Here is a 20985-nt window from a genome sequence, read left to right as displayed (position 1 = left end):
CGCCCGTTCCTCCGATTCGTCGACCCTGGCGACTATCGGACGGGAGGCGGCCGGTACGGGCGCAGGCGCGAGCGGCCGGGGCCCGCGTTCCCACCGTCGGCGCACAGCCGGACCGGTCAGGCTTCGGGCAGCCGGCGCGCCCCGGTGGGGTGGGCGAGGGCCTGCTGGCCGCCGGAGGCGAGCATGCGGACCTCGTCCCGGTCGCTGATCTCCGCGCGGACGATGCCCGTGGCGTCGGCGTACACCGGGTGCCCTCCCGGACCGGCCACCTCGGTGCGCTCCACGATCACGGTGTCCTGGCCCGTCCCGTCGCCACCGGGAAACGTCAGCTCGTACCGTCGGACGCTCATGTGTCCATCGTGGGCCGAACGTCCCCGGGCCGCCTTTTGACTTTACCTTTACTTTGCGATTGTGTACGGGGTGCCCGCTTGCTCCGTCGAAGGAACCCCGTGAACACCCACCGCCTCGCCCGCACCGGCGCCCTCGCCGCCACGCTCCTGCTCGCCGTGACGGCCTGCTCCGCCTCCGACGCCGTCGACCGGGTCGACAAGGCGGTCGACGAGACGTACGAGGTGACGTACGAGGTCACCGGCAAGGGGGCCGCCTCCATCGGCTTCGCCGCCGGCGCCGGGACCGCGATGGAGCCGCAGCACGAGACGGTGGACGCCCCGTCCCTGCCCTGGGTCAAGACCGTCACCCTGCGCGGCATCATGCCGCCCACCGTGCTCCCGGTCGCGGCGGCGGGCGCCGAGGGGCAGGTCACCTGCAAGATCACCTACAAGGGCAAGGTCATCGCCGAGCAGTCCGGCGAGGCCCTCACCGCCGCGGGCGGCTGCGTGGCCGTCTCGCCCGTGGCGGGCTAGGGGGTGTCCGGCGGATCAGGGCCGGACACCCCCTGGGTCTGACGAACGCTCAGTCCCCCCGCTCCGCGGAGTCGTAGCCCCGGGCCGCGGTGAGCTCCCGGGCCAGCGCCGTGAAGGCGCGGGCGGCGGCGCTCTGGTAGGCGGTGTCCCGGCGGAGCAGGGTGACCGTGCGGGAGGGCGGGGCCGGGAGCAGCGGGACCCGGGTCAGGCCCGGCTGCTCCCGGGCGACGGCGTCCGGCAGCACGGTGGCCAGACCGGTCCGGCGCACGAGCTCGGTCAGGGCCTGGACCGAGTCCGCCTCGACCGCCACGCGCGGCCGCACCCCCTGCGCCGCGCAGTACGCGTCCACGTGCCGCCGGGTCGCGAAGTCCCCGTTCAGCAGCGCCAGCGGACGGTCCGCCAGCCCGGCCGCCGCCACCGGCCCCGCCGGGGCCCCCGGACGCGAGGAGACCACCAGGCCGAGGGTCTCCGTGAACAGGGCGGTGGCCGCGATCCCCGGCGGGTGCGGCCCGGCGAACGCGATCCCGAGGTCGGTGCCGTCCGCCAGCAGGGCCGACTCGATGCGGTCCTGGGCCATCTCCCGCACCTCCACCGTGATCCCGGGGTGCGCCTCGTGCAGGGCGCCGAGCAGCGGGCCGAGCAGGTACGCGGTGAAGGTGGGGGTCAGGGCCAGGCGCAGGTGGCCGCGCGAGAGGTCGCCGACGTCGTGGACGGCCCGCTCGGCGGCCGCCAGGTCGCGCAGCGCCCGGCGCGCGTGGTGCGCGTACGCCTCGCCGGCGTCGGTGAGGCGCACCGAACGGCCGCCCCGGTCCAGCAGCCGCACGCCCACCGTCCGCTCCAGCTGCTTGATCTGCTGCGACAGGGTGGGCTGGGAGATGTGCAGCTCCTCCGCGGCGCGCGTGAAGCTGTGGTGCTCGGCGACCGCGAGCAGATAGCGCAGGTGGCGCAGTTCGAGAGCCATGACGACAACCATAGATGTCATCGATAGGTCTCATGGTTTACAGCTCTTGGACACTATGGGTGCAGGTCATGCAGGGTGGAACACATCAGCCCCACAGGGGTGGACCCCACAGACCGGGAGTGACCGTGCACGACCTCATCCAGGGCGTCGACCGTTTCCGGCGCGACGTCTTCCCCGCCAAGGCGGAGCTGTTCGCCCGCCTGGCCCGGACCCATCGGCCCGCGACCCTGTTCATCGGCTGCTCCGACGCCCGCGTGGTGCCGGAGCTGATCACCCAGAGCGAGCCGGGCGAGCTGTTCGTCGTCCGCACCGCCGGCAACCTCGTCCCCGCCCACACCCCCGGCCCCGACGCGGTCGGCGCCGGCATCGAGTACGCCGTGGCGGTCCTCGGGGTCGGCGAGATCGTGGTCTGCGGGCACTCCGGCTGCGGGGCGATGACCGCCCTCGCCGAACGCCACGACCTCAGCGCCGCCCCGGCCGTCGCCGGCTGGCTCCGGCACGCGGACGCCTCGCTGGCCCGCGCGGCGGAGACCGGCGGCGGAATGGACTCCCTGGTACGCGAGAACGTACGGGCCCAGCTGGCGAACCTCGCCACGCACCCCTCGGTGGCCCGCGGCCTCGCCCGGGGCGCCCTGGTCCTGCGCGGCTGGGTCTACGACATACCCACCGGCGCCGTCGAGGAACTCGACGCCCCCGCCCCCGCTGCCTGACGCACCACCGACCGAAAGGAACTTCCTGTGATACACGCCCAGTTCGCCCCCGCCGTCCGTGAGCGGCTCGCCGCCGACGCGGTCGAGGCCAAGACCCGCAAGAACCTCACCTGGCAGCAGATCGCCGACGTCACCGGCCTGTCGGTGGCCTTCGTCACCGCCGCCGTCCTCGGCCAGCACCCGCTGCCCGGGCCCGCCGCGAAGGCCGTCGCCGAACTCCTCGGCCTGGACGAGGACGCCACGATGTGGCTCCAGACCATTCCCACGCGCGGTTCGATCCCCGGCCGGGTCCCGACCGACCCGACCGTCTACCGCTTCCACGAGATGCTCCAGGTCTACGGAACCACCCTCAAGGCCCTGGTCCACGAGCAGTTCGGCGACGGCATCATCAGCGCGATCAACTTCAGGCTGGACGTGAAGAAGGTCGCCGACCCCGACGGCGGCGAGCGCGCCGTCATCACACTCGACGGCAAGTACCTGCCGACCAGGCCCTTCTGATCCCGCCGCCGGGACCGGGCGGGACGCCCGAGGGGTCACCGGGCCGTCCCGCCGCCCCCCGGCTCCGCCAGGCAGGCCAGGGCCGCCGCGGTCAGGGCGTCCACCCCGGCCGGCAGGGCCGTGCGGACGTCCGGGGCGAAGTCCGGGGCGTGGTTGGCGGGGAGGGCCGCCAGCTTCCCGGCGGCGCCCTCCCCGGGCGCCGCCGCCCAGGCGGCCGGCCCGATCACCCCCAGCATCCAGTAGGCGAGCCGCACCCCCCGCGCGCCGTGCACCGCCCGCCCCGCGTCGCCGAACAGCCCGAAGTCCTCCGTGGCCAGGGACGGCGGCCACATCGCCACCCGCTCCGCCCCCAGCCGCGCCGTGTGCGCCGCCCGCACCGCGGCCGTCGTGGCCGGATCGGGGTGGGTGACGGGCGAGGAGCCCTCGCGGACGATCTCCGGCTCCCGCGGGCAGCCGGAGGCGGCGCACTCGGCGCGCACGATCCGCTCGACCGCCTCCGCCGCCCGGCTGAGCGCGGCCTCCCCGGCCGCCCGTACGGTGATCCCCAGCTCGGCCCGGTCGGGCACGACGTTGGCCCGCTCGCCGGCCCGCAGCCGCCCCACGGTGACGGCGACCTGCTCCGAGGGCGCCGCCTCCCGGGCCACCACCGTCTGCAGCCGGGTCACCACGTGGGCCGCCGTCACCACCGGGTCCACGGTCAGGTGCGGGGCGCCCGCGTGTCCGCCGCGCCCGTGCACCACCACCCGCAGCGTCACGCTCCCGGCGGTCATCGGCCCGTACCCGTGCGCGACCATCCCGGCGGGCAGCGGAGCGGCGTGCTGCGCGAGCACCGTGTCCGGGCGGCCGACGCGCTCGTACAGCCCGTCGGCGAGCATCGCCCGCGCCCCCTCCAGGGTCTCCTCCGCGGGCTGTCCCACCACCACGAGCGTGCCCTGCCAGGCCCCGGGCCCGGCGTCCGCCAGCAGGGAGGCGGTGCCGGCGGCCGCGGCGAGGTGGAGGTCGTGCCCGCAGGCGTGCGCCGCCGGGCCCTCGCTCGCGTACGGCAGCCCCGTCGCCTCCCGCACCGGCAGCGCGTCCAGCTCGGCGCGCAGCATGACCGTCGGGCCCTCGCCCCGGCGCAGCACCCCGGCCACGCCGTGCCCGCCGATCCCGCGCGTGGTCTCGTACCCGGCGGACTCCAGCCAGTCGGCGAACCGGGCGGCCGTGCGCTCCTCCTGGCCCGAGAGCTCGGGGTGGCGGTGCAGGTCCAGGTACAGGGTCGTCAACGGGCGCAGCAGCGGCGGGAGTCCGGGGAGCACGGTGGCGGAGGCGGTCATGACGACCATGCTCGGCCACCGGCTCCGGGCGGGACTGTCAAGGCGCTGACACTTTCTGTCAGAGGAGTGTCAGGAGATGAACAGGTGAAGTGACGGCGCGGCCGGGTTTCCTGAAAGGGCAACACAGACCGCCTGAACCAACGAAGGAGAGTCCCATGGAGAAGTCGCCGCTCGCCTCGCTCGCCGACGAGATCCTCGAGCTGGAGTCGGAGACCTTCGAGATCTCGGACTACTCGGACGCCAGCGAGGTCGTGCTCGCCGGTTCCACCAGCTGCAGCTCCACCTCGACCTGTTCCTCCACCACCAGCACCACCTCCTGCAGCGCCTGACACCCCGGCGCCGTACCGCACACACCGGATGCCCCGGACCCCGCAGGAAGGGGTCCGGGGCATCCGGTGTGTGCGGTACGGCCGCCGAGAAGGGCCCCGGGGGATCCCGGGGCCCGGCCGGCCAGGTCAGGGGAACGGGTGCGGCACCAGCCGGACCTCCGCGTCCGTCAGCGGGCTCCCGCGCAGCCCCGCCCGCATCGCGGCCGTCCGCAGCCGGGGCATGTACGGGGCCCGCTGGCGCGACCAGCCGAAGTCGATCGGCAGCAGCCCCGGCACGACGGCGCACACCGTGCTCAGGCCCATCCGGCGCTGCTCCGGCGTGGTCTGGTCGACGACGATCACGTCGTGCCCGGCGTCCGTCAGCTCCCGTACGCACAGCAGCAGGTCGTCCCGCAGGTCTCCGGTCCTCGGCCGCCCGCCGGCCTCCCAGTCCGCGTACAGCTCCGCCATGGACCGCACGCCGAGCGGCTCCCGGTAGGTCCGCGCGTGCGGGGCCATCGCGGGCAGCCCGTACAGCTGGGCGTGGTCCTTGAGGTGCAGGACCTTCCCGAAGTCCCGGGTCATCGCCTCCAGTTCGCCCTGCCGCTCGGCGACCTGCCGGGGCAGGTGCGGGATGTAGGTGAGCACCTCCGACAGCGCGGCCTCCACCGCCGACGCCGGATCCAGCGCCGCGCCCGCGCCGAAGGAGTACAGCCCCGGCCCGCCGTCGCGCCGTACGGCCAGTCCCGTCACCACCGGCACCGCCAGGTCGATCCGGTTGTCGAAGGCGTGCACGTCGTACCCCTGGAGGGCCGCGCGGTCCACCATCATCCGCACCGCCGGCCCCGGTACGGAGTCCAGGTCGATCTCCGTCAGCCGCTGGCCGCCGTACCAGGCGAGCAGGAACGCGTCCCGCTCGATCAGCTCCAGCAGCGCGCCGAGCAGAGCCTCCTCCAGGCAGCCGCCGATGGCGCAGCCGTTGGAGCACTCGAAGACGAAGTTGTCGGCGGCCAGGCCCGCGCTGTAGTAGGCCAGCCGGGCCGGCACCAGCACCGGCCGGTCGTCGCGCAGCGAGTGCCCGTACACCCAGGGGATGGGCCGCTCGGGGTCGAAGGGCGACACGAGCGGGTCGTCCCGGTAGGTCTCGGGCGGGTAGAACCCGCACTCCGCCGGGTTCAGGGCCCGTTCGCCCAGCTCCGCGTAGGAGGCGGTGAGCGCTTCGGCGCCGGTGCGCCGGTGGGTGCCCGCGTACCGCTCCAGTCCCTCCAGGAAGGCCAGGTCCCGGCTGGCCGAGAAGCTGTTGGCCTGCCCGCTCCAGGTGACGTCCGTCAGCCCCGCGTAGCCGCGCATGAAGACGCTGCCCGCGACCGGAGCGGTGGTCGGCGAGGTCACGTTGATCCAGGTGCCCCCGCCGAGCACCCCGGTCACCGGATTGGCCAGCGCCTCCCGCGGCACCGGGTACGAGGACGCCTTGCGCAGCCGCTGCGCGTCCGGGTCCGGCTTGGGCCGCGAGGCGGGGGCGAAGGGCCGCGGCGCGGCGGCGGCGCGCGGGCCGCAGTCGGGGCAGAGCGGGTCGGCGGCCAGCGGGTACGTGCGCACCTGGAGGGTCTCCAGGTCCAGCCGGGACACCTGCGGCAGGGCCCGGTCGGCGGCCGCCGCGCCCGGGGCCCGCGCGTCACCGCCGGCCACGGCGGCGTGCAGGGCCGCGGCCGCGTCCAGCACGTACGGCGACAAACGCGGCCACCGCGCCGAGACGGGGGTGCGCGGCCCGGACCCGGTCTCCAGCGCGTCCCGCTCGCTCTTGCTGCGCAGCCGCTGCCAGCGCATCGCCAGGCACTGCCCGCAGGCGGGGGCGGTGCCGTCGCCGCCCCAGGGCCCCAGCAGCACGGCCTGCGCGCCCAGGTGGACGGTGGCGGCCGGGCGGACCGCGGCGAAGGGGTCGGCGGTACGCGGCCCGAGGGCGTCGTGCACCCCGAGCGTGACCACGTACGGCGCCGCCGCGCCCGGGGCGGCGGCAGCGGCGAGGGCCCGCTCCAGCTGCCGGCGGGCCGCCTCCAGCGCGGTGCCGTCGGGGGCCCCGGCCGCCCGTACGGTCTGCGTCGCGGTGTCGGTCATGACTGGTTGCTCCAGCGGAAGGTCTTCAGCCCGATCCCGCCGAACAGGAGGGCGAAGCCGGCCAGCGCCGCGCAGCCGATCCCGATCGAGGCGAGGGAGCCGGTGCCGGTCAGGGCCCCGGAGGCGGCGTCGTTGAGGTAGCGCAGCGGCAGCACCTGCGAGACCGTGCGCAGCCAGGACGGCATCATGTCGAGCGGCAGGAAGGAGCCCGACAGGAACGCCATCGGCACCATCATGCAGTTGGCGATGGCGGCGACGGCCTCGGGCGTCTTGGCGTAGTTGCCGACGATCACCCCGATGGCCATGAAGGCGGTGATGCCGAGGACCAGCGCGGGCAGCACCAGCGGCCAGCGCCCGTCCAGTTCGAGCCCGAACCCGGGCAGCATGGCGACGGCGACGAACACGGCCGCCTGCACCACGCCGACCACCAGGGCCAGTACGTAGCGCGAGGCCAGCACCGTGGTCAGCGGCGTCGGGCTGAGCCGGATCAGGCGCAGCAGGTCGTCGCGGCGCCACTGCATCAGGGTGAAGGCGATCCCGAAGACGGCGGCGTTGGCGACGCCCCAGGACATCACGCCGGGCGCGATGTACGAGATGTACGGGCGGCCGCTCTGCTCCACGTCCTGGCCGCTGAAGATCAGGCCGAAGACGACGAGGAACAGCAGCGGGAAGGCGAAGGTGAAGAAGAGGGTGGCCTTGTCCCGGACCTGCGCCCGGTAGCCGGCTGCGGTCAGTGCCGTGTAGGCGCTCATGCGCGGGACTCCAGGGTGTGTGCGGGGGAGTGGCCGTCGGCCGCGGCGTGGCCGGTCAGCTCCAGGTAGACGTCCTCCAGGGTGGCCGTGCGGGTCATCACCCCGTCGAGCCCGGTGAGCGCGTCGACGGCCTGGAGCACCTTGCCGGGGACCGAGGTCTCCAGCACCAGCGAGCCGCCCTGCTCGCTGACCCGCTCCACCCCCTCCAGCGCGGCGGCCTCGGCCAGGCCGATCCGCCCCTCGGGGACCAGCAGCCTGGCCCGGGCCCCGGCGGAGGTGATCAGCTGGTGCGGGGAGTCCAGCGCGGCGATGCGGCCGCCGACCAGGATGGCCACCCGGTCGCACAGGGCCTCGGCCTCGTCGAGGTGGTGGGTGGTGTAGACGATGGTGCGGCCCTCGCCCTTGAGGGCCCGCAGCACCTGCCACAGGTCGCGGCGGGCCTGCGGGTCCAGCGCGGCGGTCGGCTCGTCCAGGAAGATCAGCTCGGGGTCGTGGACCAGTGCGGAGGCGATGGCGAGCCGCTGGCGCTGGCCGCCCGAGAGGTTCTCCACGAGCACGTCGCGCTGCTCGGTCAGCCCGACCAGCGCCAGCGTGCGGTCCGCGGCGGCCGCGTCCTTGCGGTACAGGCCCGCGACGGTGGCGAGGTGCTCGCGCGCGGTCTGCCGGACGAAGAACGCCGAGGCCTGGGTCTGTACGCCGATCCGGGGCAGCAGCGCCGTGTTGCGCGGCCAGGGGCTGTGGCCGAGGACCTCGACCGTGCCCGAGTCGGCCTGGCGCAGGCCCTCGACGATCTCGATGAAGGTGGTCTTGCCCGCCCCGTTGGGGCCGAGGAGTCCGAAGAACTCGCCGCGGCGCACGTCGAGGGAGAGCCCGTCCACGGCCTGGCGGTCGCCGTAACGCTTGCGGACCTCCCGGACGGCGACGGCCACGGGCGCGTCGGGCGGCGGAGTGCGGTCAGTTGTCATGGGCGTGCGGTTCCCTCGGTGTCGGAATCGGGTGGGGGGACGGAAAGCGGTCTAGGGGGTGACGGTCAGCACGACGGCGGCGGCGAGGCACCCGGCCAGGAGCAGGACCAGCACGGCCGAGCCGATCCCGTAGCCGAGGTACAGCCGCCGGGCCCGTACCGGGTAGGCGGCCGCCGCGCCCTTGTCCCGCATGCGCAGCCGCAGGTACGCCGAGCTGGCGGGCGCCAGCCGGGTCACGCGCAGCGCGTGCCCGAGCAGGGTGTAGCCGTCGAGCGGCGGCAGCGGGACGAGGTTGACCAGGGCCTGCGCGCTGCCGAGCAGCAGCAGCGCGCCGAGCACCCGGCGGGTGGGGTCGCCCGCGGGGAGCGCCGCCCACCAGGCGCAGAACGGCAGCAGGAAGAGCAGGTTGGCGAAGGCGCCCGCCCCGGCCACGGCCAGCTGGTCGCGCCGGCGCGGCAGGTAGCGGTAGTTGTCGACCCGGCAGTACATGATCACCATCGGCAGCCGCCAGCGCAGCCCGATCTCCCCGACGGTGCCGCCGACGTGCCGGGCGGCGATCCCGTGGGCGAACTCGTGCAGGGCCGTGCTGAGCCACAGCAGCGTGGCCACGGCCAGCAGCGGCGCCGGACGCGGCAGCAGCCACCGCAGATCGGCGAACAGGGCGCCCGCCGAAGCCGCCAGCCACGCCTCCATGGCCAGGAAGACGAGCAGCAGCGCGCCCAGCACCGCCGGCCGCAGCACCGGCCGCAGGAGGCGGTGCAGACGGGCCGTCGTGGCATCGGCGTCCGCGACCAGCCGCAGGGTGCCGCGCAGCAGGGTCCCGGTCCGCTGCGGCCCGGGACCGGCCTGCGCCTGCGGGACCGGGCCGCCCGCGAGCAGCCGCCGGGTGCCGAGCAGCCCGAGCAGCTGCTGCCAGTTCCGCTCGCCCAGCCGGCGCCCGAAGGCCTGCCCGTACGCCTCGCCGATCTCCGCCAGGCTGCGCGAGCCGTCGAGGCGCGACACGAGGAAGTACTCCTTCGGCCCGATCTCGAACGCCGCCCCGGACACCGGGTCCTTGACCAGGTGCACCACGGCGGGGCCGTTCAGCAGCGGCGGCGACAGCAGGACCCCGGGCCGCAGCGCCGGCCGGTGGTCCGGCATCCCGGAGGGCGCGGTCACGGCACGACCACCCCGCCGGTCCCCGCGCCCTCGCGCAGCACCCGGCCCAGCAGGTGGGAGAGGTACGCCTCGTCCCGGATCGTCACGTGCAGCCGGTTGTTGGTCATGTGCATGTACGGGGACAGCAGCAGCGGCAGCGCCACCGCCGGATCGGTCACCCGCTCGTCCCGGCTCCCGTCCCAGGACCGGAACACCAGCTCCCCGCCCGCCGCCAGGGCCTCCGCGCGGCTCCGCAGCTCCCGGCAGTGCTCCGCCCAGCCCGCCAGGAAGGCCGGCAGCCGGGCCGTCTCCCCGGAGCCCAGCGCCTCCAGCACGGCCTCGAACCGCCGCCCGAGACCGGGACCGGTCTGCTCGTACGTGCGGTCGTACTCGGTCGAGCCGATGAAACCGGTGCCGGGGAAAGCGCGGTGCCAGAACCGGTAGTAGCTGTCCAGGTAGTTCCCGAGCTCCTCCCGGTCGGGCAGGAACACCCCGGCCATCACCATCATCAGCTGCGCCGAGGTGCCCAGCAGCACCGTCCGCAGGTGCAGGTTCATCGAGCCCAGGGCGTCCATGACGAGGTCGCTGGAGTGCGCGAAGTGCCACTCCGCGAGCTCCACCCCTGCCGGGCCGCCGTACTTGCCGTACTCCGGCTCGTACGGCTCGTAGGAGAAGGAGTTGTTGGGCCGCAGGTTCATCCGGCCGTCCTCGCCCATGAAGGCGGCCCGGTCCCCTTCCGGGAACTCGATGTCGAACAGGGTGTTGTAGAACTCGTTGAGGAAGCCGGAGTCCACCTCGTACAGCGCCGGCCGCGCCTTCAGGAACGCCGACACCGCCTCCTCGGCACGTCGGCGCACCTCCGGCTCCGCCTCCGGACTCACCGGCCGGAGCCGCAGCCGTACGTGCGGGCCCTCCAGCCAGTAGTTGATGAAGAAGTGCCCCGCCAGCAGCCCGTCCGCCGTCAGGGAGGCGATCAGCGGCCGCACGCACTGCACCAGCAGCGGCTGCGGGTTGGCGGCGTAGAACACGTGCATGGCCTGCCACGCGCCACGCGTCGGGGTCAGCTCTGACATGCGGGTGCGCCCTCCTCGGTCCGGACGGTCGTGGTGAAGGTCTCGACGGCGAGCTCGGCGACGTGCCCGCCGCGCGCCGAGCGGACGTGCAGGCCGCCGGGGTCCGGGAGCATCTCCCGGAAGACGACCCGGTGGCCGCCCTCGCGCAGCAGCGGCTCGAACGCCGCCAGCGACAGCAGGCTGGAGAAGTCCACGTACTGCGGTTTGGCCCCGAGCGCGGACGGGCCCGCCGACACGGTCGCGAACACCCGCTCCGGCAGCCCGTGCGCCCGGCGCCAGCGCTGCCACTCCAGGAAGTGCCCGGCCTCCCGGGCACCGTGCGCGGGAAGTTCGCCCGCCGTGGTCGTCCAGCTGCGCCGGCTCAGCACCAGGTCCCCGTGCACCACCCGCGGACGCGTGGTCACCCCGGCGTGCGCCGCGCCCTCCGGCACCCCCGCCCAGACGTCCAGCGGGGACATCGAGGACGGCGAGAGCAGCAGCAGGGTGCGCGGTACGGCGGGCAGCGCCAGCGGCACCAGGTACCCCAGGTACACCGGGATCACCTCCAGGCCCAGGCGCCGCGAACGCAGCACCACGCGGCCGGTCTCCGGCACGTGCTCCGCGTACAGGTCGTCCAGGCGCAGCAGCCGGTCCTCGGGCAGGGTGCCGCTCTCGCCCGGGCAGACGATCTCGTACTCGGTGAGCCGGCCGTGCAGGTTCAGGTTGGTGGTGACCGCCCCGCCCGTGACCTCCGCGAACACAGCGCCGGGCGGGGTGACCCCGGCGGCCGTCGCGCGCAGTTCGCCGTCCAGCCCGGCCGGCTCCGGGTAGAGGTGCGTGAACCGGCTGAACGGGAAGGACAGCCCGCCGTACGAGCGGTTGAGGACGGTCAGCTCCGCGCCCGTCTCCGGGTCCCGCGCCAGCTGGAGGTGGTGGCAGCGCGGGGCGAACCCGGGCACCACCGGCTCCAGTTCCGCCGCGACCGCCTCCACGTCCTCCCCGGAGAGCCGCAGTTCGCCGCCGCCCGCGCCGTGCTCCTCGTACGCCGCCCAGTGCGCCCGCATCCGGCCGGTGAAGGCCCGCCGCGCCGCGTCCAGGGCCCGGATCCCGGGCAGGCCCAGCCAGTTCTCCTCCGGCACGTACTCGCCGCGCGCGTCGAACGGCGTGCGCCGCGCGGTGAAGGACAGGTACTGGTCGAAGAAGTCCTCGTGGAAGTCGTGCACCAGCCCCAGCAGGTCCTCGCAGCGCCCGCCCCGGCCGTAACGGGCCGTGAAGAACCCCTCGAAGGTGATCCGCTGGGCCACCGTCAGGTCGAAGGCCGGCAGGATCCGCTCGACCGAGCGCAGCGAGCCGCCCTCCGCCCCCGGTTCGGCCCAGGCCGGGGGAGCCGCCGCCAGGTCGCGGCCCGCGCTGGCGTCCTCGTACACCAGCGTCTGCGGCAGCGGGGCGTCCGCCGGCGCGCCCAGTTCCTCCTGCGCCCGGCGCAGTGCCGCGCGCAGGGCGGACAGCAGCTCGCGGCGCTCGGTGCGCCCGGCGAGCGGGTAGCGTTCCAGCAGCCGGGCGGGCTCCTCCAGGAGCGCGGCCAGCCCGTCGGCCCAGGGCCGCTCCAGGCCGGACAGGGCCCGCTGGAAGGCCCGGACCGGATCACCGCTGTGCACCTCGGTGTCCAGGCACGGCACCCGCACCATGCCGAGCTGGAGCAGGGCCCCGATGTAGGCCTCGCACTCCTCGGGGGCCGCGCCGTGCTCGGCGGCCAGCCAGTCGGCCAGCTCGTGGTGGCGCAGCTCGGGCCCGCCGCCGTCCGCGGCCCCTCCGCCCCGCTCGGCGAAGAGGGCGAGCAGCCGGTCCAGGGTGCCGCTGCGGCGCAGGAAGAACAGCCGGTCCTTGACCGCGTCGAAGGTGACGGCGGCCGTGTCGTCGCCGGCCGTCACCGAGCGGCGCACGTACCGGATCCGGTCGTCCTCCCGGCCCCAGCCCGGGGCCGGGCGCAGCGGCAGGTCCCGGCGGCGCACCGGGTCGGCGAGGACCAGCTCGGCGAGCCGCGCCAGCACCACCACGTTCAGCCGGACGTGGCTGCTCCAGGCGTCCTCCACCCGGATGCCGTCGGCCCCCGCCTCCGGGGTGAACCGGCCCGTCGCCACCCCGGTGAAGGTGCTGAAGGGGCTGGTCTTACAGGCGGTGCGGTAGAGGTACGAGAGCACCGAGCGCTCGGCCTTGCGCGACCGGCCCCCCGGCTCCCCGCCCCCGGCGGTGGCCGCCGCGTACGCGTCGAGCTGCCCCTCCAGCACCGGCGAGGCCAGCAGCAGCCCGTGCCGCAGCCGGTCGTCGCCGAGCAGCTCGCGCAGCGCGGCCCGGCCCCGGCCCAGATCGGCGGCGAGCAGCGGCTCTCCCTCGGCCAGCAGCTTCTCCAGCGCGCGGGTCCGCTCCAGCCAGAGCGCCAGCCGGTCGCCCGCCTCCTCGCCCAGGTCCGCCACCGCCCGCAGGGCGGCCCCGGGATCGGCGGGCAGCCGCCCGTTGTGGACCTGGCGCCGCAGCCGCAGCAGTTCGCGGCGGTGCGCCGCGCCCGGCCCGCCCGGCTCCGGATCGGTCGCGCCGACCGCCCGGTGCAGCGCCTCGCTCAGCCACTGCGCGTCCGCCCGCAGCGCCTCCTCGGCGGCGAGCACGTCGGCCGCCCAGCGCCCGGTGTCCCGGCAGCGCAGCGCGTCGGCCGCGGCCAGCGGCAGGCCGGCGACGCGCAGCATGAAGCGCTCGCCGGTGTGCCATTCGGTGGTGGTGTCCATCCTGGTCCCCCTGCTTCTCTCGTGGCCCGGTCAGGCGATCTCGTGGCGGAAGTCGGCGGGCCGCGGCCGCTCGTGGCCGAGCAGCATGATCAGCAGCGGTGCCTCGTCGGTGTCCGCCAGCCCCAGCCGCTCGGCGTACGAGACGTTGTCGAAGCCCAGCGCCACGCCCGCGCCGAGCCCGTGGGCGGCGGCGGTGGTGTAGAAGGTCTGCGCGATCGCGCCCACGGCCGCCCCCATGAGGCGGTAGCCCCGGTCGCCGACCGCGTCGAGGACCGCGGTGGTCCGCACGGTCGGCACCAGAACGGCACCCGCCTGTTCCAGGTTGTAGTTGGACAGGAAGTAGTTGGCCTGGAGGAACGGTCCGGGCGGCCCCGGCACCACCAGCCGCAGCGCGTGCTCCGCCGGGTCGTAGGCGTAGCTGCCCGGCTCGATCCCCTCGACGTGGTTGACGAAGGCGTACAGCGAGGTCAGCGGCGGCCCGTCGGGCCGCTCCGCCTCACTGCCGGGCCGCGTCGCCGCGCAGTCCGCCAGCGCCGCCGCCAGCTGCTCCGCCGTCACCGCCCGGGTCGCGTCGAAGCGGCCGAAGCTGCTGCGCCGGGCCCGCAGCGCGGCGGCCTCCTCCATCGGGGGAGCCGCCGGGGCGGGCAGGGGTACGGTCCGCCCGCCCCGCGGCGGGTACGCGGCGGCGGCGTCGAGCGCGCCGGGCGCCGGACGGTCGCCGGCCCGCCCGAGGGTGGCCCCGTGGATCCGCTCCAGCGTCTCGAAGGCCAGCACGGTGCGGGACCGCTCCGAGTCCCGGTGGCGGACCCCGGCGCCCGCCGACGGAACCCCGGCGGGGCGGGCCGCGTCGCCCTCCCACTCCAGGGGGAGCACCGCGAAGACGCCCTCCTCCCCGGGGGCCACGCCGAGCAGCCGGGCGAGGCGCTCCTCGTCGAACCAGAGCGCGGGCGCGATCCGCAGCCCGTACGCGCGGGCCCACAGCCGCCAGGTCTGCACCAGCGCGCCCACGTCCATGCTGACCGCGTGGAAGGAGAAGCTGTTGTACTTGAAGGAGTTCTGCCAGTACTTGACGCTCAGCACCAGGTACTGCGAGGACCCCTCCTCAGGGCCGTGGCCCAGCGCCTCCCGCACGTCACCGGTGACGTCGCCGGCCAGCAGCCGGCGCAGCCCGTGCTGGTGCGGGGCGTAGTGGTACAGGCCCGGGGTGAGCGGCCCGCCCGCACCGGCCGCCCAGTACACGCCGACCGGGTAGAGACCGCCGCCCGAGGCGGTGCCCCGCGACCAGTTGGCCTGCGTGTAGTGGGGGAGCGCCGCCAGGTCGGTGTTGGCCTGCACGCCCAGGCGCCGGCCGGTCAGCCCGTACGAGTCCTGGAGCATCCCGGACAGCAGCGGCAGGGTGAACCCCGGCGCGGGGCGCGGCCCGCCGGCCGCCGGATCCGGCAGCGGCAGGGTCTCCGCGCCGGGGTAGTACTTCGCCTTGCGGGGGCGGTCGGCCCAGTCGGGCACGAAGTCGACGGGCTCCATGGGCACCCTGCCCCGGTACATGATGGCGCTGGCGTAGTCATGGGCGTAGCCCACGGGTCCTCCTCGGTTGGTGCGGCCGTGCCGGGCGGGCCGGCGGCCGGGTCAGGGGAAGGGGTGCGGGGCCGGGTTGAGGTCGGCCGGCTCCAGGTCGCGCCCGCGCAGCCCCGCCTCGCGCAGGGCCGTGCGCATGCGCGGCATGCCCAGCGCGCGCTGCCTCGACCAGCCGAAGTCGATCGGCAGCAGCCCCGGCACCAGCACGCTCACGGTGTGCAGGCCCAGTGCCCGCTGCTCCGGCAGGGTCTGGTCGACCACCACCACGTCGAACCCCCCGGCGGCGACGGCCTCCACGCACCGCGCCAGGTCCTCGGCCACGTCGTCCGACACCCCCTCGGGGCCCAGCAGCGACGACACCGGCCGCAGCGGCCCCCGCGAGGGCCCGCGCAGCAGGAAGTCGGCGTGGCGGCCCATCTCCGGCACCCCGTACACCAGCGGGTGGTCGTGCAGGGCGGTGACCAGGTCGAAATCGGCGGCCATCGCGCGCAGCCGCTCCTCGTCCCGCTCGGTGCGCCCGGGCAGGTTCACGGCGTCCGTGGCGATCTCGCACAGCGCCGAGTCCAGCGCCGATTCCGGGTCCAGCCCGGCCCCCGCCCCGAAGCACATCCGGCCGGGGCCGCCGTCGAACCGCTCGGCGACCGCGGTCACCACCGGGATCGGGAAACTGATCCGCGTGTCGAAGAACCGCGCCCGGTACCCGTACAGGGCGAGCCGGTCGACCATGGCCCGCGTCGAGGCCCTGGAGCTGGTGGCCGGGTCGATCTCGGGCAGCGGCTGCCGCCCGTACCAGGTCAGCAGGAAGGCGTCCCGCTCGACCACCTCCATCAGCCCGAAGTAGGCGGCCTCGGCCAGACTCCCGCCGGAGGCGCAGCCGTTGGAGCTCTCCTGCACGAACCGGTTCTCCAGACCCGGCGCGTGGTAGTACGTCAGCACCTCCGGTACCAGCCGCGGCTGCCGGTCGCGCAGCGACCAGCCCCACACCCACGGGATCTCCCGGTCCGGGTCGAAGGGCCGCACCCGGGGGTTGTCCCGGTAGAACGCCTCGCTGTACAGGCCCACCCGCCGCGGGTCGACGGCCTCGGCCCCGAAGCCGTTCAGCGAGCCGGTGACGCTGGTCGTGCGCGACCGCGAGCGCATCCCCGCGTACCGCTCCAGCCCCTCCAGCACGCCGACCCGGGCGCTGCGGTCGAAGGAGTCCGTGTGCCCGCCCCAGAACGTCTCGCGCAGGTACTCGCCGGAGCGCATCGAGAAGCAGCCGATGGTCGCGGAGGTGGACGTCGAGGAGATGTCCTGCACCAGCGAGGGCCCCAGCGCCCCGCACAGCGGGTTGGCGAACGCCGCCACGTCGATGGCGTACGCCTCCACGGGCCGGGTACGGAACGCCCCCGGCCGGTACTTGGGCGCCGGCTCCGGATCCAGCGCCCGGGCCGTGTCCGCCTCGGGCGTCCCGCACACCGGGCACTCCGGATCGGGCACCAGCGGGTACCCCCGCACGCCCCCGCTCCGCAGGTCCAGCACCCACACCCCGGGGAACACCCCGCCCGCCGCCCCGGCGGAGCCGGAGCCCGCCGAGACCACCAGCGCGGCCAGCGCGTCGGCGGCGAAGGCGTGCGCGTACGGCCAGCCGCCCGCCGCCCGGGTCCCGCCGCCCAGCTCCAGGGCGTCCCGCAGCGCGACCGACCGCACCGCCTGCCAGCGCCGCTCCAGGCACCGCGCGCACCCCGGCCCGTCCCCCGGGAGGGGGCCCACCACGGCCTGGTGCCCGTAGAGGGCCACCGGGACCGCGCCGGCCGGCACCTCCCGGTCCCGGGCGGCGAACGCGTCCCGCAGCCCCAGCGCCGACACGGCCACCGGCGGCCCGCCCAGCGCGGCCACCGAGCGCTCCAGCAGCGCCGTGAACCGCCCGGCGGCCTCCCGCCCGAGCCCGTCCGCCACCGCGGCGGATCCGCTACGCGTCATCGCCGGACTCCCGGACCGCCGCCGCGGCGAGCAGCACCCGCACGGCGTGGATCCCCGCCCCGGCCAGCTCCGCGGACCCGGTCGGGACCGCGTACGCGTCGAGCCCCGCCCCGGCCAGGAACTCCAGCACCCGCTCCCAGGACGTACCCGGCCCCGCCGCCACGGGCGCGGCCGGCTCCCCGGACACCGCCAGCGCGCGCGGGTCCAGGTCCCGCATCAGGGGATCGCGGCCCGCGTCGGCGGTCTCCGCCCCGTACTGGACCCCGCCCAGCAGCTCCCGCAGGGCCGCGACCGCCGCCGTACGCCGGTCCAGGCCCTCGCCCAGCGCCCAGCGCTCCCCGGCGCGCGCGAGCAGCACCTGCACTCCGGAGCGCGCGCCCTCCCCGAGGTCCAGCAACTCCGGCTCCACCTCCAGCCGGTCCGCCGACCGCAGCAGGAAACCGAGTTCGGCGTCCTCCCCGTCGCGCTCCGGCAGCGGCACCCGGGCCGCCTCCGCCCCGCGCACCGCGCGCAGCAGCGCGGCGTGCCCGAGCGCCGACAGCAGCCCGGCCGCGGCCGCGTCGGCGGGGGAGGGGCCGGCCCCGGCCCCGGCGCGGGTGCGCTCGAAGAGCCGTTCGGCGTTGTGCGGGCCGAACGGCCGTACCGCGCCCGCCGGGACCAGTACGGACTCCTTCGTCAGCAGGGACACCGCGAGCTGGTACGCGGACGCCTCGCCCGGTATCCCGGAGGCCGTCGCCAGCCGAGCCGCGTCCACCGCGCCCGGCCCCGCGGAGGCGCCGACCACGTCGCGGGCCGGCACCACGTGCTCCGCGTACACCAGCGCCGCCGCGTCCAGGGCCCGCATCCGGGCCCCGGCCACGTGGTGGACGTCGAACGCGGCCACGGTGCGGGTCTCCCCGTGCCCGAGGCCCAGCTCCACCACCCCGGCCTTCAGCGGGATCTGGGTGAGCTCCTCGTCCGCGTACCGGGTGAACACCCCCGCGTACGGGCGCACCAGGGCGGAGCGCCGGTTCAGCTCCTCGACCAGCTCGTCCGCCTCCCGGGCGGTCTCCAGCGTCGGCAGTGCGGGCGTTGCCGAGGTACCGGCGGCGGTGAGGTCCACAGGAGCGGCCTCGGTCTCCCCGGGCGCGCAGAACGGGCAGCGCGGGTGCGGGAAGAGCGGCTCGGCGGTGACGTCCAGCGAGGCGGTGTCCTGGACGAGGAGCCGTCCGGCGGTCTCGGCGGGCAGGGAGCCGGAGGCCGCGCGGAACACCTCGTACCCGAGCAGGTTGCCGATCATCGCGGCCAGCGGCCGCCCCGGCACCGGGCCCTCGGCGAGGGGCGCCTCCGGCAGCGCGAGGGCGCTCCAGAGCGCGGCCGCCGCCGGGCCGCCGCGCGCCGAGCCCAGCCTCAGGGCCGCGCAGGACCAGCAGCCGGCGGTGCCGTGCGCCATGAGCGGGCCGACCACCGCGTCGTTCCCGTACGACCAGGCGGGCAGCAGGGTGCGCCCCTCGGGGACCCCGGCGCGCAGCAGCGGCAGCAGCCGGGCCGGTGCCGCCGCCCCGCCGGTCACCACGACGAAGTCGTACTCCTCCAGCCCGTCCCAGCCGAGCGGCTGTCCGGGCAGCGTGCGGATCTCCGCCGGACAGCCGTCGGCGACGGCCTCGGCAGCCTCGGCCCGTACCCCGTCCGCGTCGGCCCCCGGCAGCACGCCGATGACGGCGCAGCCGTTGCGCACCAGGCTCAGCGCGCACCAGCGGGCCACCGCGTCCTCGCCGAGGACGGCGACCCGGGTGCCGCGGAAGCGCAGGAAGCGGGCTTCGGCGTCGTCGGCGTAGTGGTCGGCGTAGGCGATCTGCGGCGCGAATCTGCGGGCCACGTCCGGCGGCGGCGCGGCGGCCCGCTGCGCTCGCGCGGGCTCGGCGACGGAACGGGCGAAGTCCCGTTCGTACAGGGTCTTGACGAGTTCGCCGACCATCGCGCGCTGGGAGTCGCCCAGTCCCTGACACAGCTCGGTGACGGTGTGCTCGCCGGTCAGGTGCGGGACGATCAGCGTGGCGAACCGGTACGCGGTGCGGGCGGTGAGGCGGAAGCCCCCGTCGGAATTGTGGAACAGCACGCCGTCGGGCGTTTCGGTGAAGAGCACGTCCCGGCGGATCCTGGGGCGTGTCGCGGCAACGTACTGATAGCTGTCCAGGGACATGGAACACCTCTGATTGCGGTCTGGTGGGGACAAAGACGTGAGGTGGGAAATGTCGGGGAGGCGGGCGGGGCCGCCTCAGCGGGGCAGGAGGACCGCGGCGCCGGCCCGGCCCCGGGCCAGCCACCGCGCGTACACGCGGAGGAAGGCGTGGATCCGGTAGGGCTCGCCGGGCGGCCCGTCCTCCAGCATCCCGGCCTCCACGAGCTGTTCGAGCACGCTCTCTTCCGCGGCTGTGGCGGGACCGGAGCCGGGCTCGAGCGAGCCCAGCCGCAGGAACGCCTCCCGCAGATCGGGCGGGAGCGCGCCGACGGCCTGCCCGAAGACCTCCGGCACCGACAGCCGGGGGTCCTCGGCGAGGGCCAGCCGGCCCGGCGGGTCCTCCGCCAGCCAGGCCGCGCAGTCGGCGACGGACAGTCCCGGCCGGGTCAGCAGCCGCCCGGCGGCGATCCGCAGCGCGAGCGGGAAGTACCCGCAGACGGCGGCCAGTTCGCGCGCGGCCGGCTCCTCGCCCGTGATCCGGTCGGCTCCGACGAGACCGGTGAGCAGTGCGTGGGCCTCGGCCGGTGCGAGCACGTCGAGCCGGTGCACGGAGCCGCCGTGCGTGGCGACCGCCGCCGCCAGGGCGCGCCGGCTGGTCACCAGTACGGTGGCGCCGCCGGTCTCCGGCAGCAGCGGCAGCACCTGGCCCGCGCCGGCCGCGTTGTCGAGGATCAGCAGCCGCCGGCCGTCGCCGCCCGGTCCGGGCAGCAGCTTGCGGGCCTCCTCGGTGTCGAGGGGGCTCCCGTCGGGCCGGGCCAGGTCGATGGCGGACACCCCGCCCGGGAAGGCCCCCCGGACCTCGTACGCGCTCTGCTGCGCGAGCGCCGACTTGCCGATCCCGGGTGCTCCGGAGACGACCAGCAGCCGGGGGCCGCCGGTGTCGGTGAGGCGCAGGGCCAGGGCCCGCAAGTCCGCCGCGCGTCCGGCGAAACCGGGCACCGGCGGTGGTCCGGCGCGCTCCAGGGCGCGGTCGTGGACGGCGGCGGCGGGGCGGGGCGGGGCCGGTTCGAGGACCTCGGGGCGGGCGGCCGGGCCCAGTTCCTCGGCCCGCAGGATCGCCAGCTCCAGGCGGCGCAGGCCCGGACCGGGGTCGACGCCCAGTTCCTCGCGCAGCCGCTCCCGCACGGTGCGGTACTCGGCGAGCGCCTCCGCCTGCCGGCCGGTGCGGTAGAGGGCCTCGACGAGCTGCTCGGTGAAGCGCTCGCGGACGGGCTGGCGGCGGGCGCCCTCGTACAGGTCGACGAGCACCTGATGGCAGTTGCCGGCGGCCAGTTCGAGGTCGCACACCCGCTCCAGGACCCGTAGCCGCTCCTGTTCGAGGGCGGGCACCGCGTCCCGCTGGAGCATGCCCGAAGCCACGTTCGACAGGGGCTGCCCCTGCCAGAGGGAGAGGGCCTCGCGCAGCCGGTACAGCTCCTCGGGCGTCCCGGCGGCGGCCCGCGCCTGCGCGGTCAGCAACCGGAACAGCACGAGGTCGAGCGTCTCGGTGTCGTTGCGCATCCGGTATCCGCCCGGCACGGCCTCGATGGTGGTCGCGGATATGCCGTATTTCGCGAATAACCGGCGCAGCCGCAGCACACAGGTCTGGAGTGCGGCCCGGGCCGTCGCGGGAGGCTCCTCGTCCCATACGGCACGCAGCAGATAGCCGGTGGAAACCACGGCGCCGGGATGGAGCAGAAGGGCGGCGAGGAGACTGGTCGGCTTGGATGGTTTGAGAACTACTGTCTCGGGGCCGTGCGCAATACTCAAGGGCCCCAAAAGCTGGAACCG

17 protein-coding genes are annotated in these 20985 nt (G+C 75.6%); 4 read left to right on the top strand and 13 right to left on the bottom strand.

Going from position 1 to position 20985, the window contains the following annotated elements:
* Nucleotides 1-116 precede the first annotated feature (116 nt).
* Nucleotides 117-350 carry a DUF6296 family protein gene (locus ACZ7IF_RS00970; RefSeq protein WP_470961061.1) on the bottom strand — a complete coding sequence of 78 codons (234 nt, stop codon included), beginning with the start codon at nt 348-350 and terminating at the stop codon, nt 117-119.
* A 99-nt stretch (nt 351-449) separates the two neighbouring features.
* On the opposite strand from ACZ7IF_RS00970, the gene ACZ7IF_RS00965 reads away from it, so the two are divergent.
* Nucleotides 450-863, top strand: a complete 414-nt coding sequence (locus ACZ7IF_RS00965) for an MmpS family transport accessory protein (RefSeq protein ID WP_470961059.1) — start codon at nt 450-452, stop codon at nt 861-863.
* Nucleotides 864-912: 49 nt separating this feature from the next.
* On the opposite strand, the gene cynR is transcribed toward ACZ7IF_RS00965, so the two are convergent.
* Entirely contained in the window at nt 913-1824 is a 912-nt protein-coding gene (gene cynR, locus ACZ7IF_RS00960) for a transcriptional regulator CynR (protein ID WP_470961057.1), read from the bottom strand.
* 125 nt (nt 1825-1949) lie between these two features.
* Here cynR and ACZ7IF_RS00955 point away from each other — a divergent pair, with 125 nt between their 5' ends.
* Both ACZ7IF_RS00955 and cynS read left to right on the top strand, forming a co-directional pair.
* Entirely contained in the window at nt 1950-2534 is a 585-nt protein-coding gene (locus ACZ7IF_RS00955; RefSeq protein ID WP_470962268.1) for a carbonic anhydrase, read from the top strand.
* Between the two features lie 27 nt (nt 2535-2561).
* Nucleotides 2562-3032, top strand: coding sequence for a cyanase (gene cynS / locus ACZ7IF_RS00950; RefSeq protein ID WP_470961055.1), 471 nt, complete (start codon nt 2562-2564; stop codon nt 3030-3032).
* 35 nt (nt 3033-3067) lie between these two features.
* Here cynS and ACZ7IF_RS00945 read toward each other — a convergent pair whose 3' ends face one another.
* On the bottom strand, nt 3068-4348 hold the full coding sequence (locus tag ACZ7IF_RS00945) for an amidohydrolase (protein WP_470961053.1): 1281 nt from the start codon (nt 4346-4348) through the stop codon (nt 3068-3070).
* A gap of 155 nt (nt 4349-4503) precedes the next feature.
* Here ACZ7IF_RS00945 and ACZ7IF_RS00940 point away from each other — a divergent pair, with 155 nt between their 5' ends.
* Complete coding sequence (locus tag ACZ7IF_RS00940) at nt 4504-4677, top strand: thiazolylpeptide-type bacteriocin (protein WP_007268044.1); 174 nt, start codon at nt 4504-4506, stop codon at nt 4675-4677.
* Nucleotides 4678-4803: 126 nt separating this feature from the next.
* Here the strand turns inward: ACZ7IF_RS00940 and ACZ7IF_RS00935 are convergent, their stop codons facing one another.
* The 10 genes from ACZ7IF_RS00935 to ACZ7IF_RS00890 form a co-directional block, all read right to left on the bottom strand.
* Complete coding sequence (locus ACZ7IF_RS00935) at nt 4804-6771, bottom strand: TOMM precursor leader peptide-binding protein (protein ID WP_470961051.1); 1968 nt, start codon at nt 6769-6771, stop codon at nt 4804-4806.
* On the bottom strand, nt 6768-7523 hold the full coding sequence (locus ACZ7IF_RS00930; protein WP_470961049.1) for an ABC transporter permease: 756 nt from the start codon (nt 7521-7523) through the stop codon (nt 6768-6770). The genes ACZ7IF_RS00935 and ACZ7IF_RS00930 overlap by 4 nt, the downstream gene beginning before the upstream one ends.
* Complete coding sequence (locus ACZ7IF_RS00925; protein WP_470961047.1) at nt 7520-8488, bottom strand: ABC transporter ATP-binding protein; 969 nt, start codon at nt 8486-8488, stop codon at nt 7520-7522. The genes ACZ7IF_RS00930 and ACZ7IF_RS00925 overlap by 4 nt, the downstream gene beginning before the upstream one ends.
* A 51-nt stretch (nt 8489-8539) precedes the next feature.
* Nucleotides 8540-9646, bottom strand: coding sequence for a peptidase M50 (locus tag ACZ7IF_RS00920; RefSeq protein WP_470961045.1), 1107 nt, complete (start codon nt 9644-9646; stop codon nt 8540-8542).
* Complete coding sequence (locus ACZ7IF_RS00915) at nt 9643-10698, bottom strand: lantibiotic dehydratase C-terminal domain-containing protein (RefSeq protein WP_470961043.1); 1056 nt, start codon at nt 10696-10698, stop codon at nt 9643-9645. The genes ACZ7IF_RS00920 and ACZ7IF_RS00915 overlap by 4 nt, the downstream gene beginning before the upstream one ends.
* Entirely contained in the window at nt 10686-13457 is a 2772-nt protein-coding gene (locus ACZ7IF_RS00910) for a lantibiotic dehydratase (protein WP_470961041.1), read from the bottom strand. Before ACZ7IF_RS00910 ends, ACZ7IF_RS00915 begins: the two co-directional genes overlap by 13 nt.
* Nucleotides 13458-13487: 30 nt before the next feature.
* Nucleotides 13488-15035, bottom strand: coding sequence for a SagB family peptide dehydrogenase (locus ACZ7IF_RS00905; protein ID WP_470961039.1), 1548 nt, complete (start codon nt 15033-15035; stop codon nt 13488-13490).
* Nucleotides 15036-15083: 48 nt separating this feature from the next.
* Entirely contained in the window at nt 15084-16994 is a 1911-nt protein-coding gene (locus tag ACZ7IF_RS00900) for a TOMM precursor leader peptide-binding protein (protein WP_470961037.1), read from the bottom strand.
* The gene (locus ACZ7IF_RS00895) at nt 16984-19119 is read right to left on the bottom strand and encodes a TOMM precursor leader peptide-binding protein (RefSeq protein WP_470961035.1); all 2136 of its coding nucleotides are present in this window, start codon (nt 19117-19119) and stop codon (nt 16984-16986) included. The genes ACZ7IF_RS00900 and ACZ7IF_RS00895 overlap by 11 nt, the downstream gene beginning before the upstream one ends.
* A gap of 132 nt (nt 19120-19251) precedes the next feature.
* Nucleotides 19252-20874: an AfsR/SARP family transcriptional regulator gene (locus ACZ7IF_RS00890; RefSeq protein ID WP_470961033.1), complete on the bottom strand. Its 1623-nt coding sequence runs from the start codon at nt 20872-20874 to the stop codon at nt 19252-19254.
* Between the last annotated feature and the right edge of the window lie 111 nt (nt 20875-20985).

This window comes from Streptomyces sp. NPDC037421 (assembly GCF_055602105.1).
The sequence above is the reverse complement of the archived record's forward strand: the minus strand, read 5'-3'. Positions and strand labels throughout refer to the sequence as shown.

Bases quoted from the DNA above. Each gene is read 5' to 3' on its own strand.
- ACZ7IF_RS00970 (WP_470961061.1), bottom strand. From the start codon at position 350: ATGAGCGTCCGACGGTACGAGCTGACGTTTCCCGGTGGCGACGGGACG.
- cynR (WP_470961057.1), bottom strand. From the start codon at position 1,824: ATGGCTCTCGAACTGCGCCACCTGCGCTATCTGCTCGCGGTCGCCGAG.
- ACZ7IF_RS00945 (WP_470961053.1), bottom strand. From the start codon at position 4,348: ATGACCGCCTCCGCCACCGTGCTCCCCGGACTCCCGCCGCTGCTGCGC.
- ACZ7IF_RS00940 (WP_007268044.1), top strand. From the start codon at position 4,504: ATGGAGAAGTCGCCGCTCGCCTCGCTCGCCGACGAGATCCTCGAGCTG.
- ACZ7IF_RS00935 (WP_470961051.1), bottom strand. From the start codon at position 6,771: ATGACCGACACCGCGACGCAGACCGTACGGGCGGCCGGGGCCCCCGAC.
- ACZ7IF_RS00930 (WP_470961049.1), bottom strand. From the start codon at position 7,523: ATGAGCGCCTACACGGCACTGACCGCAGCCGGCTACCGGGCGCAGGTC.
- ACZ7IF_RS00925 (WP_470961047.1), bottom strand. From the start codon at position 8,488: ATGACAACTGACCGCACTCCGCCGCCCGACGCGCCCGTGGCCGTCGCC.
- ACZ7IF_RS00915 (WP_470961043.1), bottom strand. From the start codon at position 10,698: ATGTCAGAGCTGACCCCGACGCGTGGCGCGTGGCAGGCCATGCACGTG.
- ACZ7IF_RS00910 (WP_470961041.1), bottom strand. From the start codon at position 13,457: ATGGACACCACCACCGAATGGCACACCGGCGAGCGCTTCATGCTGCGC.
- ACZ7IF_RS00900 (WP_470961037.1), bottom strand. From the start codon at position 16,994: ATGACGCGTAGCGGATCCGCCGCGGTGGCGGACGGGCTCGGGCGGGAG.